The following is a 19,361-nucleotide window of genomic DNA, read 5'->3' on the forward strand; positions in this document are numbered from 1 at the left end:
AAAGTGGTCCCAATTGGAAAGCCTGTGGCCAATGCGAAAATATATGTATTAAATGAAAATTTGGGTTTAGTGCCTTTTGGAGCCATAGGCGATATGTATATTGGAGGCCCTGGCATTACCAGTGGTTATATTAATAGGCCTGAGTTAAATGAGAAGGCCTTTGTAAATAACCCGTTTAGCAACGTTACTAATGACCAGTTGTATAAAACGGGTGACCGTGGACGTTATGACCAGCATGGGAATATCGAATTTTTGGGTCGTGTTGATGAACAAGTCAAAATACGCGGCTTCAGGATTGAACTTGATGAGGTTGAAAAAGCAATACTTAAAAACAAAGCCGTCAATAATGTGGTGGTATTGGTAGAAGAAAAGAGTTCGACTACAAGACTGATTGCATTTGTAGAGACTGCAGAAGAACTGAATATGATGGAGCTTAAAGCGGATTTGAAGAAGATGCTTCCTGACTTTATGATTCCATCTGCCATTTTCACTATAGCAGAATTGCCATTACTGCCGAATGGCAAAATCGACAAAAAATCTCTCTTGCTCCTTGAACGACCTTCATCACAAGGTGTTGTGAATGATCATGATTTGCCTACAAGTGACATTGGGAGAAAATTGACGGAAATCTGGCAGGACGTACTTGGTCTCACCGCTGTAGGTGTTAACGATAATTTCTTTGAAATCGGTGGCGATTCCATCCAAAGCATACAAATGCTCGCCATGGCCAGAAAGGAAGGTGTTATTCTATCTCCCAACCAGATTTTTGAATACCAAACAATTAGAGAGCTTGAGAATTTTGTCTTAGAAAATGAGGGGCAGGATGAGCTATGGGATTATTTGGTGCCCTTTCGTAAAACGGGCAACAAAAAACCCTTGTTCTGTCTTCATGCAGGTGGAGGAAATGTATTTTTTTATAAAGGATTGGCGGATTATATTGATCCTGATAGACCATTGTATGGTATTCAGGCGTCAGGTATGTACGGTAAAAAACATAAGATGCATGCTACGATATCTGAAATGGCAAATGATTATATCAAGGCAATAAAATCTGTTCAAGCTGAAGGACCCTATAATATTATGGTGTACTGCTTTAGTGCTTCGGTAGGGCATGAAATGGCGATGAAATTTAAACGCTCAGGTGAAAAATGTAATTTGATAGTCATGGATACCATGGCAAAACCTTGGTCATTGAATACGCCACATCGCATTAAGGTTCGAATGGTTGTATTTGTGAATAGACTTTTGAAAAGTCCATTTTCCTCACTTAAAAATATGATTACAATACGTTTGAATAACGCTTCACGTCGGATGAAAAATTATGGAGGAAATAAGGAAAACACATTGGAGGAATTGCAAACCAACCTAGAAAGATTGTCCTTAACCTACCAATGGGAAGTATTCGATGGAGAAATTTCATTGATTCTTACGGAAAAAGCCCATGAAAGTCTAAACAGGGAAACTATCAACTCTTGGCATGAATTTGCTAGTGGCGGTGTTCGCTTACTGAAAACAAAAGGCAGTCATAGTAATTTGTTCAATGGAAATAACTTGGCATACGTAGCTGAAGATATTGAACAGTGCATGTTGGATAAAACATAAAAAATGCTCCTGCTCAACAAAGATAATGAGTTGATGCAAACAGTTTGTAGTGTTTCAGAAGAATGGAATTAACAGAAAAAGCAGCTTGTTTTTGGTTTTTTCAATCTTGACCAGACCCCAAGAAAACGGCATATTTAGAAGTTCGTTTCATGACTAATAGAAGAGGTAAATATATCTGCAGCAGTCTTGTTATGAAAGCTATATTCAGGCGAAAGAGCATCCCAAAGTTTGTGTGCTACCTATTTTGAATTCATACAGATCATTTGGGAATTAATTTATCGGACCTAATCTTCGTTAGTTTTAGACATATAGAGTGCTTTTTTATTGGATTATCTGCATATGCCAAAAAAAGATAAGCCTCATACCAATACACCTAGGAGCATAGCATAGAAAATTAAGCTTAGTCAAAAGAATAAAAAATCAAATCCATAAATTTGCTCTTACTGACGAAGATCTTAGATCTTTAAACACTTATATTTGAGTTAATATATAGTTGAGATCAATAGCTGCAAACTGAACACACATTCGAAAAGTATACATTGAAATACATAACAAAAACAGTTTGGATTTTATCATTGGTAAGTTTGTTTACAGATACAGCCAGTGAAATGTTGTATCCTATTATGCCGATTTACTTAAAATCAATCGGTTTTTCCATTGTGCTTATTGGAATACTTGAAGGAGTTGCAGAAGCGACAGCAGGTTTGAGTAAAGGCTATTTCGGCAAACTTTCAGACAATTCAGGAAAAAGAGTGCCATTTGTTCAAATTGGTTATGCGTTTAGTGCGATTTCAAAACCAATGATGGCCATTTTTATTTATCCACTTTGGATTTTCTTTGCTAGAACAATTGACCGTTTCGGAAAAGGAATTAGAACAGGAGCAAGAGACGCTATACTTTCAGACGAAGCAACGCCAGAAGCCAAAGGCAAGGTTTTTGGCTTTCACCGTTCAATGGACACCTTGGGTGCGGTTATTGGTCCTTCTTTGGCTTTGGTTTATCTGTATTATTTTCCAGAGAATTACAAAACACTTTTTTTTATTCGCCTTTATACCTGGACTACTTGCAGTTTTGGCTTCATTTTTATTGAAGGACAAAAGGACAAAAGAGATGAAACCAAAAGTTTCTACACCATTTTTCTCGTTTCTAAACTATTGGAAAGTAAGCCCAATAGCATATAAAAAATTAGGTCGTTGGACTTCTTGCTTTTACTACTTTTTAATAGTTCTGACGTTTTTTTACTTTTTAAAAGCAAAACAATCAGGACTTGATGACACTATGGTCATTGGTGTTTATATTTTTTACAATCTTATTTATGCAATGTTTGCTTTTCCAATAGGCATCATTGCCGACAAAGTGGGATTGAAAAAGATCTTTATAATTGGGCTTGTGTTATTTTCTGTGGTCTATTTTGGGATGTCAGCCAACACAAATCTGTATTTATTTTTTGGACTGTTTTTTCTTTATGGCATTTATGCCTCTGCAACAGAAGGAATTTCAAAAGCGTGGATTTCAAATATTACAGACAAAAAAGATACCGCCACCGCTATCGGCACATTTTCAGGATTCCAAAGCATCTGCACAATGTTGGCAAGTACATTTGCAGGACTTATTTGGTTTCAATTTGGAGCAACAATGACTTTTTTAATAACTGCAATTGCCACCCTAATTATTGTGCTATACTTCTGGACAATTCCTAAGCCTGACAACTTTAGAAACCAAGTAAAGAAATAATGGGAAAGGAAAATTCCAGTAAGATTTTGTTCAAAATATTACAAATTCATATAAGACACCTTTTCCCAAACCGTCCATCAATTATCCTATCTTTGCCCCTCTAAATATCAAGATGGCTTTTACACTACTTTCATCACCTTTACAGGGTTTTACAGATTATAGGTTTCGCAATGCCTTCAACCATTATTTTGGTGGCATCGATACGTTTTATGCGCCATACATTAGGCTTAATGGAAAGCTAAAAATTAAGCAATCCTATCAAAACGATTTGTTGCCAGAAAATAACTCGACTTTAGAGGTGATTCCGCAAGTAATCACTAATGATCCCGATGAGTTTATATATGTTGCCCAATACGTGCAAAGTTTAGGCTATAAAGAATTAAATTGGAATTTGGGATGTCCTTATCCCATGGTTACTAAATCTGGTATGGGCTCTGGCTTAATTTGCAATCCTAACAAAATTAACGAGGTCTTGCACAGAGCACACAACGAAACAGATATTTTGGTTTCCATGAAAATGAGAATGGGATATGATAATGCCGAAGAAATTCTAGATGCGTTTCCTATTTTAGATAGGTATCCGCTTAAAAATATTGCGATCCATGCCAGAATTGGAAAGCAGCTGTACACAGGGCCCGTAAATTTGGATGCCTTTGAAAAATGCATCAGCAGTACCAAGCACAAGTTGTACTATAACGGGGATATTACTAGCGTTTCTGCTTTTAAAGCTATGGAAGAACGGTTTCCAAGCATCGATCACTTTATGATTGGTCGTGGCTTAATTGCCGATCCTTTCTTGCCAAGTATGATAAAAAATAATACTACGGAATATCCCAAAAACCGATGGTCTATTTTTTCAGAATTCCATGACACTATTTACGAACAATACGATGACTACTTGTCTGGACCAACACCCATAAAAATAGAAAATGTTAGGTTTTTGGGAGTTCTTTTCCCAATCGACATCCAACCCCCAAAAAACATATAAAGCGAATAAAAAAAGCTGCAAACCCTATTAAATATAGACAAGCAGTAAGTCAAATTTTAAATACAGAGATGAAAGTTGGGAGCTCTTTCTAAAAAACTATCTTTATCGAATAGGCCAAACTTTTTTTATTGATAAAACCGAATACTTAATGATTGTGCTCTGTAGTTTAATGTTCTTTTTACCGTAGCCTTTCTATAACAAGAGATTGGTCATCTAAGGTTTTAATTTTCCAATTAATAGCTTCCAAACCATTCATTCCGTTATCAATGGTGATGGTGATAATTGAGTCATTTCTTTTCCAAGAGCCTTGAAAATCTGCAAAGATGAGTGGTGGCGTACCACACCAGCCAGAACTTCTTTCAATACAATTGCTTTCTGTTAAAAAAGATATGCCATATGCATCTTTTTTTAATGCGTTAGCGCGGTCTAATTTCAGCTCGGTATCATTGGCAACAGGCTTTATCCAATGGCCAACCAATTTGTCGGATTCATTAATTTGTAGTGATTCAACATCGGTATCACATCCAATATGGATAACCATTAAGAGTAATAGAAGGATTTTGATTCGTGGTTTCATGGTCCTTGTTTTTAAATTATGGTGAGATTAATAAATTTCACTTAATTCTTGATAAATCGTTGCGTTTGCTTTTGACTTCCAGATTCTATGGATATGAGATACAAACCAACATTAAAGTCGGACACATTGATGCTAATCGATTGTTTTTCATTAAATGGGAGACTATGGATGCTTTTGCCTTGCAAATCATGGATGGACAATTGACCATTGTTGATACTTTGAGGTAACTCAATCACTAGCATATCAGTAGCGGGATTGGAAACGATATTAAAAATCTTCAGTTCACTTTCGTCAACTCCCAAATTGCTGGTCACAGTTATCGTTCCAGACATACTTGCAGTACCATGGATACTACATAAATAATCGTTTGCGCCTATTACTGTAAACGTATGTGAAAAGGTAGAACCAACTGGACCTAAAAAGCCACTACTGAAGGTCTCCACAGAATTTCCGGGGTTATTTTCCACGGTGTGGTTAGGGTTGGTCCAAGTCCAGATGACTGTGTCGCCAGTTTCAATGGTCAAATCTACATTCGGACCGATCCCAGTAAACCAGTTTAGATTGTAAGTTGTTTGTGCATTTGCGCATAATACTCCGAAGAATGTTAGCATGGTAAGTAATTTTGTTCTCATGATTTAATTGTTTAATAATGATTAATTAATAATTGTATGTGCGCTCTAATTTAATTCTTAAAATCCACATTTTCAATAGAGTTACAAACTAAATCACTATGGACTAAAGTGCCATAGATTTTTTAAAACAGACTGAAAGTCTGTTGCATTCGTGAAATTTACAGTAAATGATTTACGACTGTATTTTCAATGAACCAATGAACCAATGAATTCGTGAAAATTCGTGAAATTCGTGTCAAAATTTTTAGAAGCTAAAGCGAGCACTAAAGTACAGAGTTTTAACTAAATCTGAGACCAATAAAATACGATGAAACCGAGTAACGCAATAACATTTATGCCTACAAGAATCCATAATATTCTATGCATTTTTTACTTTATTTTATTTATCGATTTTTTATTAATTAAGCATCTTGTATTCAAGTCATTACTTGTTTGTTTTTCTGTTTTTCAAAATGAAAATTGTTACAATATAAAGTATCACAATTGCAAAAGGAATGTATATAAATCTGTCTTCTGGAAATACATACCAAAGTGTCAATACAGAGAAGGTTCTCGTTAGTGTATGAAATAAACCAACCCAATGGTCAATAATCCATGTCACGGGAAGCCACATCAATCCGGTCAAAATTCCAACAGTTAACGGAAGTGAAGTATAATCTTGTAAAAAAAAATGGGATAGCTATGGCGTAAACCAAAATTGACTGTGCGACAGTCAGAAAAAATAGTTTGTCGAACGTATTTTTAGGTCTGCTTTTATCGAGAAAATCTTCTCCTGTCAGTTTTGATATTGCCATGGCTAAATAGACAATTGATCCTGTAGCAATAAATAGAACCCATACTGATATCGTGTCTGAAAAAAATAGGCCCGAAATCCCTACTGCAAGCCAAGCAAATAACCCTGCTAATGGCGAAGCCAAAAGTTTTCGTTGCTTAAACTCCTGTTTCTGTTTTTCTAGAGTCTCAATGATTTCTTTCATTTTATAGTTACAGTTAATTGGTTTATATAATTTTTTATCAATCAAAACGTACAGTGTTCCCCGGTTAAAGCTTTGTCTGATTCTTACTAAAGTTAATTAGAATTCTCAAAACTTTACTTTTGTACAAAGAATTTAAAATAATGCAGGTTTTCTTATGAAAATTCAGAGATAACATTTCTGAGATCTAGGTATTCAGAACGATATGATGCTTGGGAATATGGGAAATTAAGCTATTTTGATTACCTTTTCTTATCATTTGCTCTGGCAATTGAAATACTCAAAGCGCACCAAAATCTTCCTACTGATTTTTAAGATAAATATTGAAGTCAACAATCAACATTGAGCAGTTTTAATTTCTTCATAGGCGTTGCAAGTTACAAACCATTCATAAACTTTTTTTATGTAATAGATATAAGATATTAATAAAAATTTATGGGTCAATGTATCTAATTTTGTCTGTTGAACTAATAAATCAACAAATTATGACGAAAATAACGGTTGCCAAAGGGGACGGGATAGGTCCGGAAATTATGGATGCTACTCTCAAAATTTTGCAAGCAGCAGGGGCTAAGTTGGAAATTGAGCCTATTGAAATAGGCGAAAAGGTGTATTTGGATGGCCATAAGTCAGGGATTGCTCCAGAATCTTGGGAATCGTTGCGACGGACCAAAGTATTTTTAAAGGCACCTATTACAACTCCTCAGGGAGGCGGTTTTAAAAGTCTCAATGTAACTACCAGGAAAACCCTCGGTCTCTACGCCAACGTCAGGCCCTGCAAGTCTTACCATCCCTATGTGGCTACAAAACACCCAGTCATGGATGTGGTAATAATTAGGGAAAATGAAGAAGATCTCTACGCAGGTATAGAACACCAGCAAACCGATGAAGTGACCCAATGTCTTAAGCTGATTACCAAACCGGGAACAGAAAAGATTATCCGTTTTGCTTTTGAATATGCCAAAGCTTACGGGCGAAAGAAAGTTGCTTGCTTTACCAAAGACAATATTATGAAGTTGACCGATGGCTTGTTTCATAAAATGTTTGATGAAATTGCCAAGGAATACCCAGAGTTCGAGAGCGAACATTGGATAGTAGATATCGGGGCCGCCAAGCTAGCCGATACTCCTGAAAACTTTGATCTGATTGTGATGCCCAATTTATACGGGGATATCCTTTCAGACGTTGCCGCCCAAATCACCGGATCGGTTGGACTAGGGGGAAGTGCCAATATTGGAGCTGAATATGCCATGTTTGAGGCCATTCACGGCTCTGCTCCTAAAAGGGCTGGACAGGATTTGGCCAATCCGTCGGGATTGTTGCTTGGTGCTATCCAAATGCTGGTCTATATCAATCAGCCCAAAGTAGCTGAAAGAGTGCATAATGCTTGGTTAAAGACTCTCGAAGACGGGGTACATACCTACGATCTTTATAAAGAAAACGTAAGTAAGGAAAAAGTTGGCACTTCTGGTTTTGCTGACGCAGTGATCTCTAGATTGGGCCAAAGACCACAAAAATTAGAGGCAGTACATTATGATGAAGGCTTAAACCATCAGGTACAAGGCAGTTACTCAAAAGCAGTGCCTGCCAAGAAAGATTTGGTAGGTGTGGATATTTTTTTACATTGGAATGGGGAAGATAGGGATCCAAACGTATTGGGCGAAATTTTAAGCAAGATCACCTCAGGGCCGTTTAAAAATAACCTGATAACCAACAGGGGCGTTAAGGTTTATCCTGATGGGTTACCGGAAACGTTCTGCACTGACCATTGGCGTTGCCGTTTTACGTCTGAAAATATGGATCTTCCCGGCGACTATAAAAATGTCATTGCGCTAAGTCAGCGTATCTCTGATTTGGGGTTGGACATTATCAAAACAGAAAACCTATGCCGCTTTGATGGCGAGCGTGCCTTTTCACTCGGACAGGGACAATAGGAGCCTCAAAAGTTTAGTGTATATTGTTCGTAATTATTAAACACTGAATTGGGTACTGCACGTTTTCATTAAGCAAAAAAAACGGAGGGACTAGTATAGACATATGGCGAATTGCTTAAACCATATCCCACCATTAGTCCCTCTTACCAACCCAGTAAATAGAACATGGCCCAAATAATAGTAGTACAACATACAACCGTAGTAAATGAAGGAACATCTTTTATTGCAGATGTACTTTTAGTTGATGGACGCATTGAAAAAATTGGAACTATACCAATTAATCCGGGCTATCAAGTCGTTGATGGAACGGGAAAACATTTATTGCCAGGTATTATTGACGGTCAAGTTCATTTTCGGGATCCAGGGCTAACTCATAAGGGAGACCTATATACTGAAAGTAAAGCTGCCATTGCAGGCGGGGTGACTTCCTTTATCGATATGCCCAATACCGTACCCAACGTCTTGACAGTTGAAATGCTTGCTGACAAATACGAACTGGCATCACATAAATCGTTGGCCAACTATGCCTTCTTTTTGGGTGTCAATGGCGACACTATTGATGAAGTAATCAAAACCGATACGTCAAAATTAATTGGGGTTTCTGATGATGGCCTTTACTTCACTAAAAAAGGAAATTTGCTTGCCGATAATCCTGAAACAATGGAAAAACTCTTTACCCATTGTAAAGCTATCATCGCCATTCATTCTGAAAAGGAACAGTTGATAGAAAAAAACGAAAATGCTTATAGGCAAAAATATGGCGACAATGTTCCCGTCAAATTTCACCCAGTCATTAGAAGTACCAAAGCCTGTTACGAAGCCACAAAACGAGCTATCAGTTTGGCAAAAAAACACAATGCAAGACTGCACATTTTGCACTTAACGACCGAAGCGGAAACCCATTTATTTGAAAACGATATCCCGCTTCGAGAGAAAAAAATAACCACTGAAGTTTCTGTCCACCATCTTTGGTTTTCGGATAAAGACTACGAAAGGTTGGGAACGCTCATTAAATGGAATCCTGCAATAAAAACAGAACAAGACAAACAGGGCTTGCTACGGGCATTACTTGATGACAGAATAGATATCATTACCACTGACCACGCTCCGCATACCCTGGAAGAAAAACAAAAACCTTACTTTCAGTCTATGTCGGGGGCACCAATGGTGCAGCATTCCCTCAATTGTATGTTAGAGTTTTACAAGAATGGATTTATCTCTTTGGAGAAAATTGTCGAGAAAATGTGCCACAACCCAGCAATCCTTTATCGCATAGAAAAAAGGGGCTTTATCAAAGCGGGCTATTACGCAGACTTGACTCTGGTGGATTTGAACAATCCTTGGACGGTTACCAAAGAAAACCTTCTTTATAAATGTGGCTGGTCACCATTGGAAGGAACAACGTTTAGCACCAAAATAGAAAAAACGGTCGTTAATGGAAATTTAATTTATGACAATGGGCAGTTCCAGGAGGGTATATTCGGAATGCCCTTAGTTTGCAACAAGTAATAAAATGAGTGTATGACTATTATTTCAAAAGATATAGCGAAAGCTGTTGAAATCCTAAACAATCAAGACGTGGTTGCGATACCTACCGAGACGGTTTATGGTCTGGCGGGAAATATGTATAGCGAAAAAGCGATCCGTAAGATATTCGAGATAAAACAAAGACCTTTGTTCAACCCGCTGATTGTCCACATTCATTCAATAGCGCAGATAGATGACATAGCGCGCGAATTTCCGGATAAGGCAAAAGTACTTGCAAAGGCATTTTGGCCAGGTCCTTTAACCTTGGTTTTGAAGAAAAAAAAGAGCGTGCCAGATGTTATTACAGCAGGTAGAGATACCGTCGCGATTAGAATTCCAAACCACCCTGTGACCTTAAGCTTATTAAAAAACCTATCTTTTCCCTTAGCCGCACCTAGCGCAAATCCGTTTGGTAGTATCAGTCCAACAAGTGCCATGCATGTAGAAGGCTATTTTAAGAATACACTATCAATGATATTGGAAGGCGGGGATTGTAAAAACGGGATAGAATCAACAATTATTGGATTTGAAAATGATGAAGCGGTACTATATCGGCTTGGTTCTATTCCAATAGAAGATATCAAACATGTTATTGGCGAGGTTAAAGTTAAAAACAAGAAGGAAAGTGCGCCAAATGCACCTGGTATGTTAGCGAGACACTACGCCCCCAAGACAAAAACCTATCTCGTAGAAGATGCAGAACATTTTGTAAAGGCGTACTCCGATAAGAAAATTGGGGTATTACGATTTGATAAAGAAATGAAGTCTTCAAATATTGAACACGTAGAAGTATTGTCAAAAAAAGGTGACTTAACAGAAGCTGCATCAAACTTATACAATGCCCTACACAAACTGGATACCTTACATTTAGACATGATCGTGGCTGAAAAGTTTCCGGATTTTGGGTTGGGTGCCTCCATTAACGACAGATTGGAACGCGCTACAAAAACTAAATAACGACAACGGATAACATGAATAATGACTTATTTAGAAACAGGAAACTCATAATTGCCACAAAACATGAAAAAGAAAAAGTAATCGCACCACTTTTGGAAGCGGCCTTGGGTGTCATTTGCTATGTAAAAGAAGATTTTGATACAGATGCTTTAGGCACCTTTACAGGGGAGGTTGAAAGAAAGCTAGACCCAATTGCTACCGCACGGCAGAAATGCTTGATGGCAATGGAGGCTGGAAATTGCGATTTAGGAGTCGCCAGTGAAGGTTCTTTCGGTCCTCATCCTTCATTCTTCTTTGTAAGTGCTGACGATGAGTTTCTAATACTCATTGATAAAAAAAATAACCTAGAGATCATTGTACGTGAATTGAGTATGGCAACCAATTTTAACGGTATGGAAATTAAGAACGAACAGGAACTTCTGGATTTTGCTAATACGGTAAAGTTTCCCTCCCACGGACTAATACTTCGTAAATCGAAGTCTGACACTGAAAGCATCATTAAAGGCATTACAGACAAACAGAATTTGATGAAAGCTTATGAAACGCTGTATGAAAAATTCCATATGGTCTATGCCGAGACCGATATGAGGGCAATGTATAACCCCAGCCGAATGGCGGTGATTGAAAGTGCTGCCCAAAAATTAGTTGCTAGGGTAAAATCTTGCTGCCCCCACTGCAATATGCCGGGTTTTGGGATCACGGAAGCAAAAAAAGGACTGGAATGCAGTTTGTGTGGTTTGCCAACAAATGCTACTCTAAGTTATATTTATGTTTGTCAGCAGTGTCAATTCCAAAAAGAAGACATGTATCCACATCATAGAACAACCGAAGATCCTGATTTTTGCAATTATTGTAATCCATAACATCATAAGGGATTGACACCCGAGCTTTAAATTCAAACAGTTACATTGATAACAATCAAATTTGCCGAGAGCCAGATACTTAAAGGTCTACAGGAAAATGAACAAGGCTGAAGTTTAGGGGAGGAGTCAAGATCACGCACGGGTATCGACAAGAATACTTCAGATGCGACGCTGTATATAAGCCACTGCTGGGTCTGGGATTATCTGAAAAATTCTTAGGAATTTACCAGCGGAGTTTTGTATTTTTAGTGTTGCTTTGACACGCGGCTATTTCATCTTAACCTTGGTAGTCTTTAAGCGAACCGACTTACAAATAGTGAAATGAACGACGAATATATTAAACGAATAAACAAGGTCTTGAAATATATTGACGATAATTTAGACAAAGATTTATCGTTGGAAAAATTATCTGCCATTGCATGCTATTCGCCATTTCACTTGCATAGACTTTTTAAGGCATACACCAATGAAACACTGAACTCATTCATAACTCGCAAACGAATTGAAAAAACTGCGTCAGTATTAATTCACAAAAAAGAGATAACTATAACGGAGCTTGCATTGAGTTACGGATTTAATAGTAATTCTTCATTTACAAGAGCTTTCAAAAAATCCTATGGCGTAAGTCCTTCAGAATTTAAAAGGTTAAGCATAAATACTTATAGCAAGATTGGTAAAGTGCAAAGCAAGAATGGGCAAGTTCGACCAACATTTGAAGATTACATTTGCAACATGAATCATCATAACCGTTGGATTGAAATGAATGCAAAAATCGAAATAAAAGAAATAGAGAAGTTAGATCTTGCTTTTCTTACTCAAATTGGCGTAAGTGGTTTGCACAATGCCTTTGATAAGCTCGTCAAATGGGCGAAACCAAAAGGACTGTTTGAAAATCCTAATGTGAAAATGGCGAGAATTTATCACGACAGTTTTAAAATTACTGAACCCGAAAAAGTTAGAATGAGCGCTTGCGTGGTTCTGAACGAGCCGATTGAAGTGAGTGGAGAAATTGGTCTTACAGTCATCGAAAAAGGAAAATGTATAGTTGGACATTTTGAAATTGAACCGAAGGATTTTGGCAAATCCTGGAAGGCACTTTTTGTTTGGATGAATGAAAATGGCTTTAAAAAAGCTGATAAAAACCCTTTTGAAATATTTCACAACAATTTCAGGGAACATCCCGAAAATAAATCTATCGTTGACTTTTACATTCCGGTACTATGATAAGTAACAGAATCACTCAAAATTTAAAACAATGTTGACAACCATAAGTCCAAAATTACCAATGCGCAATAAATCCGCAACACAAGATTATTACATAAATCAATTGGGTTTTAAAGAAATAGGCGACTTTGAAGGGTATGTAATGGTCCAAAAAGAAGGTATAGAAATACACTTTTTTGAATTTAAAGAACTTGATCCAAAAGAAAATTATGGGCAAGTATATATCCGAACCGACAACATTGAAAGTTTATATTCGGCTTTACTTGCCAATAAAACAACAATTCATCCCAACGGAACATTGCAGACCAAACCTTGGGGGCAAAAAGAATTTTCATTGCTTGACCCTGACAATAATTTACTGACTTTCGGACAAAGTATTTGAAATCTACAATTGGGCATTTGGAGAAGCGCATGTCAACATAACAACGAAGAGGTTATGCCATTAGATGAAACTTTTGAGAGGATTTTACGGTCGGAAGAATGTCAGGAAAATAGTGTTTACTCAGCGCTCTAACTCCAGCAATTTTATATTTTTAAACTCTACCGGATGGCTCTCGCTTTGCAAAGAGATATAACCTCCTTTTATGGTTTCGCCTATTCTTTCTTTATATGCTTCAGTGTAAGCATCCATATCTGCCCCGCCGTATTGCGGTTTTGAATATCTCATTACTTCCTTCGTGTTGATTTTATGGATGATTAAAGAATCGTTGTAGACTTCAACTTCTAAATTGACTCACTGCTCATCGTAATACGTTTTGGAAGTTGAATTTGTACAATGCTCCGTAATCAGCTTGCCATCAATAACTACGTTGGTACCTGGTGTACATAAATTTGCTGTTGGCCTGCTTTCACCTTGGGTAATTCCTCCTAACATTTGCACCTCAATGCTCAATGGAAAACTTTGGTCTTTAGCCATTTCTTTGGGGTCTTGACAATGAATCATGACACCACTATTTTTGGTAGCCCACCCAGAACCATCTTCAATTTGATCTCCGGTAAAACGGTATTGCAATCTTAATCTATAATTGGAAAATGGAGTTTTATAGAAGAGATGTCCAAAGGCATCATTGAACTTTCCGTCATAGCCATCATAAACCACTTTAATTGCGCCATCTTCTACCCGAAAAGTGTTGTGAAGATTGTCGCCTAGATTGTAGCCTCTAATTTTTGGCGTCCATCCGTCTAAGTTCTTACCATTAAATAAGGAGATCCAATGTTCTGAAACTTTTTCTTCAATAGTGGCGTCGGGATTTTCAGTTTCGGGTTCTGATCTGCAGCTAACGATTAAAAATGTAACCAAAGCGATTAAAAGGGAGCTGGTTGTTTTGTACATAATGATGGGAATATTTTTAGAGCGACCAAGCTTTACCACCTGTAGCTTCTTCTACAGAGATACATCCTTTTTGCTGCCCCGGAATGGGGTTATAAGCTAACACATTCTCGCCAATCTCCTTGCTCGTAATGTAGGCAAAAACCGTCTGATCACGTATGGTTGTTAAAGTCTGAAATACTAAATCTTCTTCTAAGATATATGCTAATCTTTGCGCTCGTGTAATCCTTAAATATTTTGATAATAGCGATTCAAAATGTTCTGTTTTTAAAGCGAGTGGTTCATCGTTTAAAATCCCCAACTCTTCCATAACAGCATCTAAGCCCGTTTTATAGATTTCTTTTTCTTCGTCGGATATTGTTTTTGAGACAAATAGATCAATAAACTGTGGTACGTTAACATCTAAGGCTCCTGCAGTGTCCTTTGTTTTTGGCAAAATTAAGTCCACTAATTTTTGTAGGATATGCCCTTGTTTATTTGAAAAAAATAATGGTGTCCACTGTTCTGCATGCGATGTACAACTTTGAAGCATACTTAAGATGGTAGGCGTGGCAATAACATACCCTAAAGATAAACCCAAACCTTTTAGTGCGTCTCTTCTATTCATGATTATGTGTTGCTTGATTTGAATTGTTCCACGGCATGCTGTGCAGCTCTGGCCGTTAACGCCATATAAGTCAATGACGGATTTTGGCAACCTGCTGAGGTCATACAAGCACCATCAGTAACATATACATTAGGTACGCCATGCACCTGATTATGGGCATTAAGCACTGAAGTTTTTGGATCCCTCCCCATACGTGCGGTGCCCATTTCATGAATGCCTATGCCGGGTGCGTATCTCACATCAAAAGTGGTGACCTCTTTAAAACCTGCCTTTTCCAACATCTCGGCGGCCTGCTGTTTGATGTCTTCACGCATGATCAATTCATTTTCTTTCCATTCGGCATCAAAGGTAATTGTCGGCAGGCCCCAATCATCCAGCTTATCATAATCCATGGTCATTTTATTGTCATGATAAGGTAAACACTCACCAAAGCCCATAATGCCCATACTCCAAGGTCCTGGTTTTAAAATCGCCTCCTTAAATTTTTCGCCATAACCTATTTCCGCAACGTGCTCTGAAATTCCGTTTCTGCCACCGCCACCTTGATACCCATAGCCTCGCAAAAAGTCTTTACGTTCAGTGGCTTTATCACCTAAATTTCTAAATCGTGGAATGTAAATGCCGTTTGGGCGTCGTCCTTTGTAATAGTAATCCTCGTAGCCATCTACGATAGCGTTGGCACCTGCCCCTAAATGGTGGTCCATAATGTTATGTCCCAATTCACCGGAATCATTGCCCAAACCATTTGGAAATCGCTCTGATTTAGACTGCATTAATATGGAAGCCGAGGCTATTGCAGAAGCACAACAGAAAATAATATCAGCGCTAAAAACATGAGTTTCCTTGGTTTCAGCATCGATCACCTTAACACCTGTTGCTTTTTTTTGGGAGTCGTCATAGATGATTTCATGAACAATGGAATGTGGTCTTAACGTCATGTTGCCGGTGGCATCCGCAGCTGGCAAGGTTGAAGCATTACTGCTAAAATAGGCGCCGTAAGGACAACCTCTAATACATCTATTTCTATACTGACAATTACTTCTTCCTTTATGTTGATGATCACCAGTAATATGAGCAACTCTTCCTATAGTTAACAGCCGATCCTGGTAGTTACTGGCAAGTTGGGTTTTAAATTCTTCTTCTACACAATACAACTCCATTGGCGGAGAAAAAATGCCATCTGGCAAATGCGGAATTCCGAGCGCTTCACCACTGATTCCAATATATTTTTCTACATAATCATACCATGGGGCGATGTCATTGTAACGTATGGGCCAATCAACACCGTGGCCATCTTTAATATTAGCTGTAAAGTCTAAATCGCTTAAACGGTAACTCTGACGCCCCCAAGTTAGAGAACGTCCGCCCACGTGATACCCTCTCACCCAATCGAAACGCTTGGTTTCATTATATGGATGTTTAATATCATCCACAAACCAATGTTTACTTTCTGCAGCGGTGGCGTAGCCTGTTCTGGCTTGTTTTTCTTGTCTTTTTTGCGCTGCTATTGTGATGCCGCCACGCAATTCCATATCCCAAGGATCATCATGCATGGTAGGATAATCTCCATGTTTCACCATTCTTCCTCTTTCGAGTACCAAGGTTTTTAATCCATTCTCACATAGTTCTTTCGCCGCCCAGCCACCGCTAATCCCAGTGCCAATTACTATAGCGTCGTAATGTTCTTTTATCATAGTGTACTTTCCTTTTCAAACTATTATGGTCTACTAACGTAGAAGGAATAATCATAATTAATTAGGTGGTTGATACTTTTAAAGGCTAAACTTAATCAAATTAGTAGTAATCTGATAAAACTTTAGTATTTTCATGATACTTTATTTTTTTAAAAATATTACTATGAAACCAATTAAATCAAGATCAATATGACCAATAAGATTTTTAGAACTTTCTGTTTAACTTTTCTTGTAACAACACTCTTAGTAGGATGTAAAGAAACTGCAGCAAAGTCTGACCAAGCGCAAGTTATGGTTGGAGACAAGGCGCCATTTTTTAAGTTGTCACTAGCACAATGGTCTCTACACAGAGCCATTCAAAATAATGAGCTGGATCCGATGGATTTTGCTGAAAAAGCTAAAGAAATGGGTTTTGAGGGGATTGAATACGTCTCGGGTCTTTATACAAAAAAGTTGGAATCTATGGGGATGGAAGCGCTTCTGGATTCTTTAAAAGCAGAAAGTAAGGCACATGGTATTGAAAATGTATTGATTATGATAGATGGCGAAGGTGATTTGGCAGCATCCGATGAAAAAGAAAGAAATATGGCCGTGGAAAATCATAAAAAATGGGTTGATGCTGCGCAATTTTTGGGTTGTCATTCTATACGTGTCAATTTATTTGGCTCTAACAATGAGGATGAATGGACTTCAAATGCTACCAAAGGTTTGAAGCAATTGGCGGAATACGGTAAATCTAAAGACATTAATATCATCGTTGAAAATCATGGAGGTTTTTCTTCAAATGCCGAACTCTTGTCTAGTGTCATCAGAAATATAGATATGGATAATTGCGGAACGTTGCCTGATTTTGGTAATTTTTGTATGAAACGCGAAAGTGGGGGAAATTGGGACGGAAAATGCATTGATACATATGATAATTATAAAGGTATAGAAGAAATGATGCCTTACGCAAAAGGGGTTAGTGCCAAGTCTTATGATTTTGATGCTGAGGGTAATGAAACCACATTGGACTATCCTCGGCTTTTAAAAATTGTCAAGGATGCGGGGTATACTGGTTTTGTGGGCGTAGAATTTGAAGGAAGCAACGTAAGTGAAGAAAAGGGGATTGAATTGACACGGAATTTATTATTGAAAATAGGTAAAGACCTCTCTAAATAAACACATATTAACTCATTTAAATCGTACAAATTATGAGCAAAACTAATTATGATCATACAATTTCCAGGAGGAAATTTGTAGGAATGTCAATGGCTGCAACGGCGGCTTTTACCATTGTACCTTCTTTTGCGGTGAGCGGATTAGGTCATGTCCCACCTAGTGACAAGTTGAATATTGCCGGCATTGGCGTTGGCGGGATGGGTCTTGCCAATCTCAAACACCTGTCTTCACAGAACATTGTAGCACTGTGTGATGTGGATTGGAAATATGCAAGCGGTGCAGCTGCCACATTCCCCAATGCCAAAAAATACTGGGATTGGCGTAAGATGTTTGACGAAATGGGGAAAGACATTGATGCTGTTGTTATCGCCACTGCTGACCATACCCACGCCATCATTGCGGCACATGCCATGACTATGGGCAAACATGTTTTTCTACAAAAGCCCTTAACCCATTCTGTCTATGAGTCGCGGTTATTGACAAAATTGGCAAAAGAACATAAAGTGGCTACGCAAATGGGCAATCAAGGGGCGTCTGGAGAAGGCGTTGCAAAAACTTGCGAAATACTCTGGAGTGGTGCCATTGGTGATGTCAAAAGAGTGGAATCTTTTACAGATCGACCAATCTGGCCTCAAGGCTTAAATACGCCTGAAAGAGGAGATTGGGTTCCGCAGACTTTAGATTGGGACTTATTTACAGGTCCTGCTAAGATGAGACCTTATAACGAAGTCTACCACCCATGGAACTGGCGTGGTTGGTGGGATTATGGAACTGGAGCCTTGGGCGATATGGCCTGCCACGTTTTACATCCTGTATTTGAGGGCCTTCAATTGGGGTATCCAAGTAAAGTGCAAGCCAGTTCATCGTTGTTGTTAACTGATTCTGCTCCGGTGTCTCAGGCCGTAAAATTAACGTTTCCTTCAAGAGGAACAAAAGGTAAAATAAAATTAGGCGAAGTAGATGTCCATTGGTATGATGGCGGTATCCAACCCATGTTGCCAGACAATTGGCCAGCAGGAAAAAATCCGAATAAATCTGGTGGAGGTACATTTTTCTATGGCACTAAAGACATACTTCATGTGGGCTGTTATGGCATTGAGCCTGAATTATTGTCGGGCAAAACAATAGCTGCCCCTAAAACTGAACGACGCGTTGAAGAAGAACTCGGGTTATCTTGGAAAGACGGTGCACACGAAATGGATTGGGTGCGCGCATGTAAGGAAAACCCAGAAAGTAGAAAACCTACAACTTCTGATTTTGCTGAGGCAGGACCTTTTAATGAAATGGTCGTTATGGGTGTCCTAGCGGTAAGACTTCAGGCATTAAATAAAGTTTTGGAATGGGATGGAGAGAATATGAGGTTCACAAACATTGGCGCCAATGAAGAAATTAGAACGGTCATCAAGGACGGATTTAAGATTGAAGAGGGACATCCAACTTTTAATAAAGATTGGACGGAGCCTATGAATGCCATTGCATATTCGCAAGAGCTTATTAAACACACCTATAGAGAGGGCTGGACCTTACCAGATATGCCGTCGTAATAAAAATAAGTGT

Annotated in this window: 17 protein-coding genes and 2 pseudogenes; 12 read left to right on the forward strand and 7 right to left on the reverse strand. The window is 38.3% G+C overall.

Translation table 11 applies throughout. The features are described 5' to 3' along the window. Positions 1–3 precede the first annotated feature (3 nt). From A9996_RS20775 to A9996_RS00590, 4 genes and pseudogenes are all read left to right on the forward strand, one after another. Positions 4–1,602 (forward strand): phosphopantetheine-binding protein, encoded by a 1,599-nt coding sequence (locus A9996_RS20775; RefSeq protein WP_282955914.1) that lies wholly within the window; start codon positions 4–6, stop codon positions 1,600–1,602. Between the two features lie 539 nt (positions 1,603–2,141). Next, positions 2,142–2,783 (forward strand): MFS transporter, encoded by a 642-nt coding sequence (locus tag A9996_RS20325; protein WP_248912298.1) that lies wholly within the window; start codon positions 2,142–2,144, stop codon positions 2,781–2,783. After that, positions 2,713–3,336 (forward strand): MFS transporter, encoded by a 624-nt coding sequence (locus A9996_RS20330; RefSeq protein WP_248912299.1) that lies wholly within the window; start codon positions 2,713–2,715, stop codon positions 3,334–3,336. The genes A9996_RS20325 and A9996_RS20330 overlap by 71 nt, the downstream gene beginning before the upstream one ends. A 112-nt stretch (positions 3,337–3,448) precedes the next feature. Then, a pseudogene (locus tag A9996_RS00590) lies at positions 3,449–4,416 on the forward strand (tRNA dihydrouridine synthase). Positions 4,417–4,502: 86 nt separating this feature from the next. On the opposite strand, the gene A9996_RS00595 reads toward A9996_RS00590, so the two are convergent. From A9996_RS00595 to A9996_RS00605, 4 genes are all read right to left on the reverse strand, one after another. After that, positions 4,503–4,901, reverse strand: a complete 399-nt coding sequence (locus tag A9996_RS00595; protein ID WP_066429722.1) for a hypothetical protein — start codon at positions 4,899–4,901, stop codon at positions 4,503–4,505. Positions 4,902–4,942: 41 nt separating this feature from the next. Continuing rightward, a complete protein-coding gene (locus A9996_RS00600) occupies positions 4,943–5,533 on the reverse strand; it encodes a T9SS type A sorting domain-containing protein (protein WP_066429725.1) in 591 nt (196 codons plus the stop codon). A gap of 424 nt (positions 5,534–5,957) precedes the next feature. Further along, on the reverse strand, positions 5,958–6,146 hold the full coding sequence (locus A9996_RS21025; protein ID WP_428838879.1) for a hypothetical protein: 189 nt from the start codon (positions 6,144–6,146) through the stop codon (positions 5,958–5,960). Further along, positions 6,118–6,510: a DUF7010 family protein gene (locus A9996_RS00605; RefSeq protein ID WP_248912300.1), complete on the reverse strand. Its 393-nt coding sequence runs from the start codon at positions 6,508–6,510 to the stop codon at positions 6,118–6,120. Before A9996_RS00605 ends, A9996_RS21025 begins: the two co-directional genes overlap by 29 nt. Positions 6,511–6,992: 482 nt before the next feature. On the opposite strand from A9996_RS00605, the gene A9996_RS00610 reads away from it, so the two are divergent. The 6 genes from A9996_RS00610 (at position 6,993) to A9996_RS00635 (ending at position 13,394) form a co-directional block, all read left to right on the forward strand. Further along, complete coding sequence (locus tag A9996_RS00610) at positions 6,993–8,441, forward strand: NADP-dependent isocitrate dehydrogenase (protein WP_066429728.1); 1,449 nt, start codon at positions 6,993–6,995, stop codon at positions 8,439–8,441. A gap of 165 nt (positions 8,442–8,606) precedes the next feature. Then, on the forward strand, positions 8,607–9,950 hold the full coding sequence (locus tag A9996_RS00615; RefSeq protein ID WP_066429730.1) for a dihydroorotase: 1,344 nt from the start codon (positions 8,607–8,609) through the stop codon (positions 9,948–9,950). A 12-nt stretch (positions 9,951–9,962) separates the two neighbouring features. Beyond that, positions 9,963–10,925, forward strand: a complete 963-nt coding sequence (locus A9996_RS00620; protein WP_066429732.1) for an L-threonylcarbamoyladenylate synthase — start codon at positions 9,963–9,965, stop codon at positions 10,923–10,925. Positions 10,926–10,939: 14 nt separating this feature from the next. After that, the gene (locus A9996_RS00625; RefSeq protein WP_066429739.1) at positions 10,940–11,788 is read left to right on the forward strand and encodes a DUF6671 family protein; all 849 of its coding nucleotides are present in this window, start codon (positions 10,940–10,942) and stop codon (positions 11,786–11,788) included. Between the two features lie 321 nt (positions 11,789–12,109). Continuing rightward, positions 12,110–13,012: an AraC family transcriptional regulator gene (locus tag A9996_RS00630; protein WP_066429742.1), complete on the forward strand. Its 903-nt coding sequence runs from the start codon at positions 12,110–12,112 to the stop codon at positions 13,010–13,012. A gap of 31 nt (positions 13,013–13,043) precedes the next feature. After that, entirely contained in the window at positions 13,044–13,394 is a 351-nt protein-coding gene (locus A9996_RS00635) for a bleomycin resistance protein (RefSeq protein WP_066429745.1), read from the forward strand. A 120-nt stretch (positions 13,395–13,514) separates the two neighbouring features. Here the strand turns inward: A9996_RS00635 and A9996_RS00640 are convergent. From A9996_RS00640 to A9996_RS00650, 3 genes and pseudogenes are all read right to left on the reverse strand, one after another. Then, positions 13,515–14,345, reverse strand: a pseudogene (locus tag A9996_RS00640) (3-keto-disaccharide hydrolase). 16 nt (positions 14,346–14,361) lie between these two features. Continuing rightward, complete coding sequence (locus A9996_RS00645; protein ID WP_066429749.1) at positions 14,362–14,949, reverse strand: gluconate 2-dehydrogenase subunit 3 family protein; 588 nt, start codon at positions 14,947–14,949, stop codon at positions 14,362–14,364. A gap of 2 nt (positions 14,950–14,951) precedes the next feature. Next, the gene (locus A9996_RS00650) at positions 14,952–16,643 is read right to left on the reverse strand and encodes a GMC oxidoreductase (protein WP_066429752.1); all 1,692 of its coding nucleotides are present in this window, start codon (positions 16,641–16,643) and stop codon (positions 14,952–14,954) included. A gap of 189 nt (positions 16,644–16,832) precedes the next feature. On the opposite strand from A9996_RS00650, the gene A9996_RS00655 reads away from it, so the two are divergent. Next, positions 16,833–17,804, forward strand: coding sequence for a sugar phosphate isomerase/epimerase family protein (locus A9996_RS00655; RefSeq protein WP_066429754.1), 972 nt, complete (start codon positions 16,833–16,835; stop codon positions 17,802–17,804). Between the two features lie 32 nt (positions 17,805–17,836). Next, entirely contained in the window at positions 17,837–19,348 is a 1,512-nt protein-coding gene (locus A9996_RS00660; RefSeq protein WP_066429761.1) for a glycoside 3-dehydrogenase, read from the forward strand. The last annotated feature ends 13 nt before the right edge of the window (positions 19,349–19,361 follow it).

This window comes from Gelidibacter algens, assembly GCF_001678675.1.
GTDB lineage: Bacteria > Bacteroidota > Bacteroidia > Flavobacteriales > Flavobacteriaceae > Gelidibacter > Gelidibacter algens.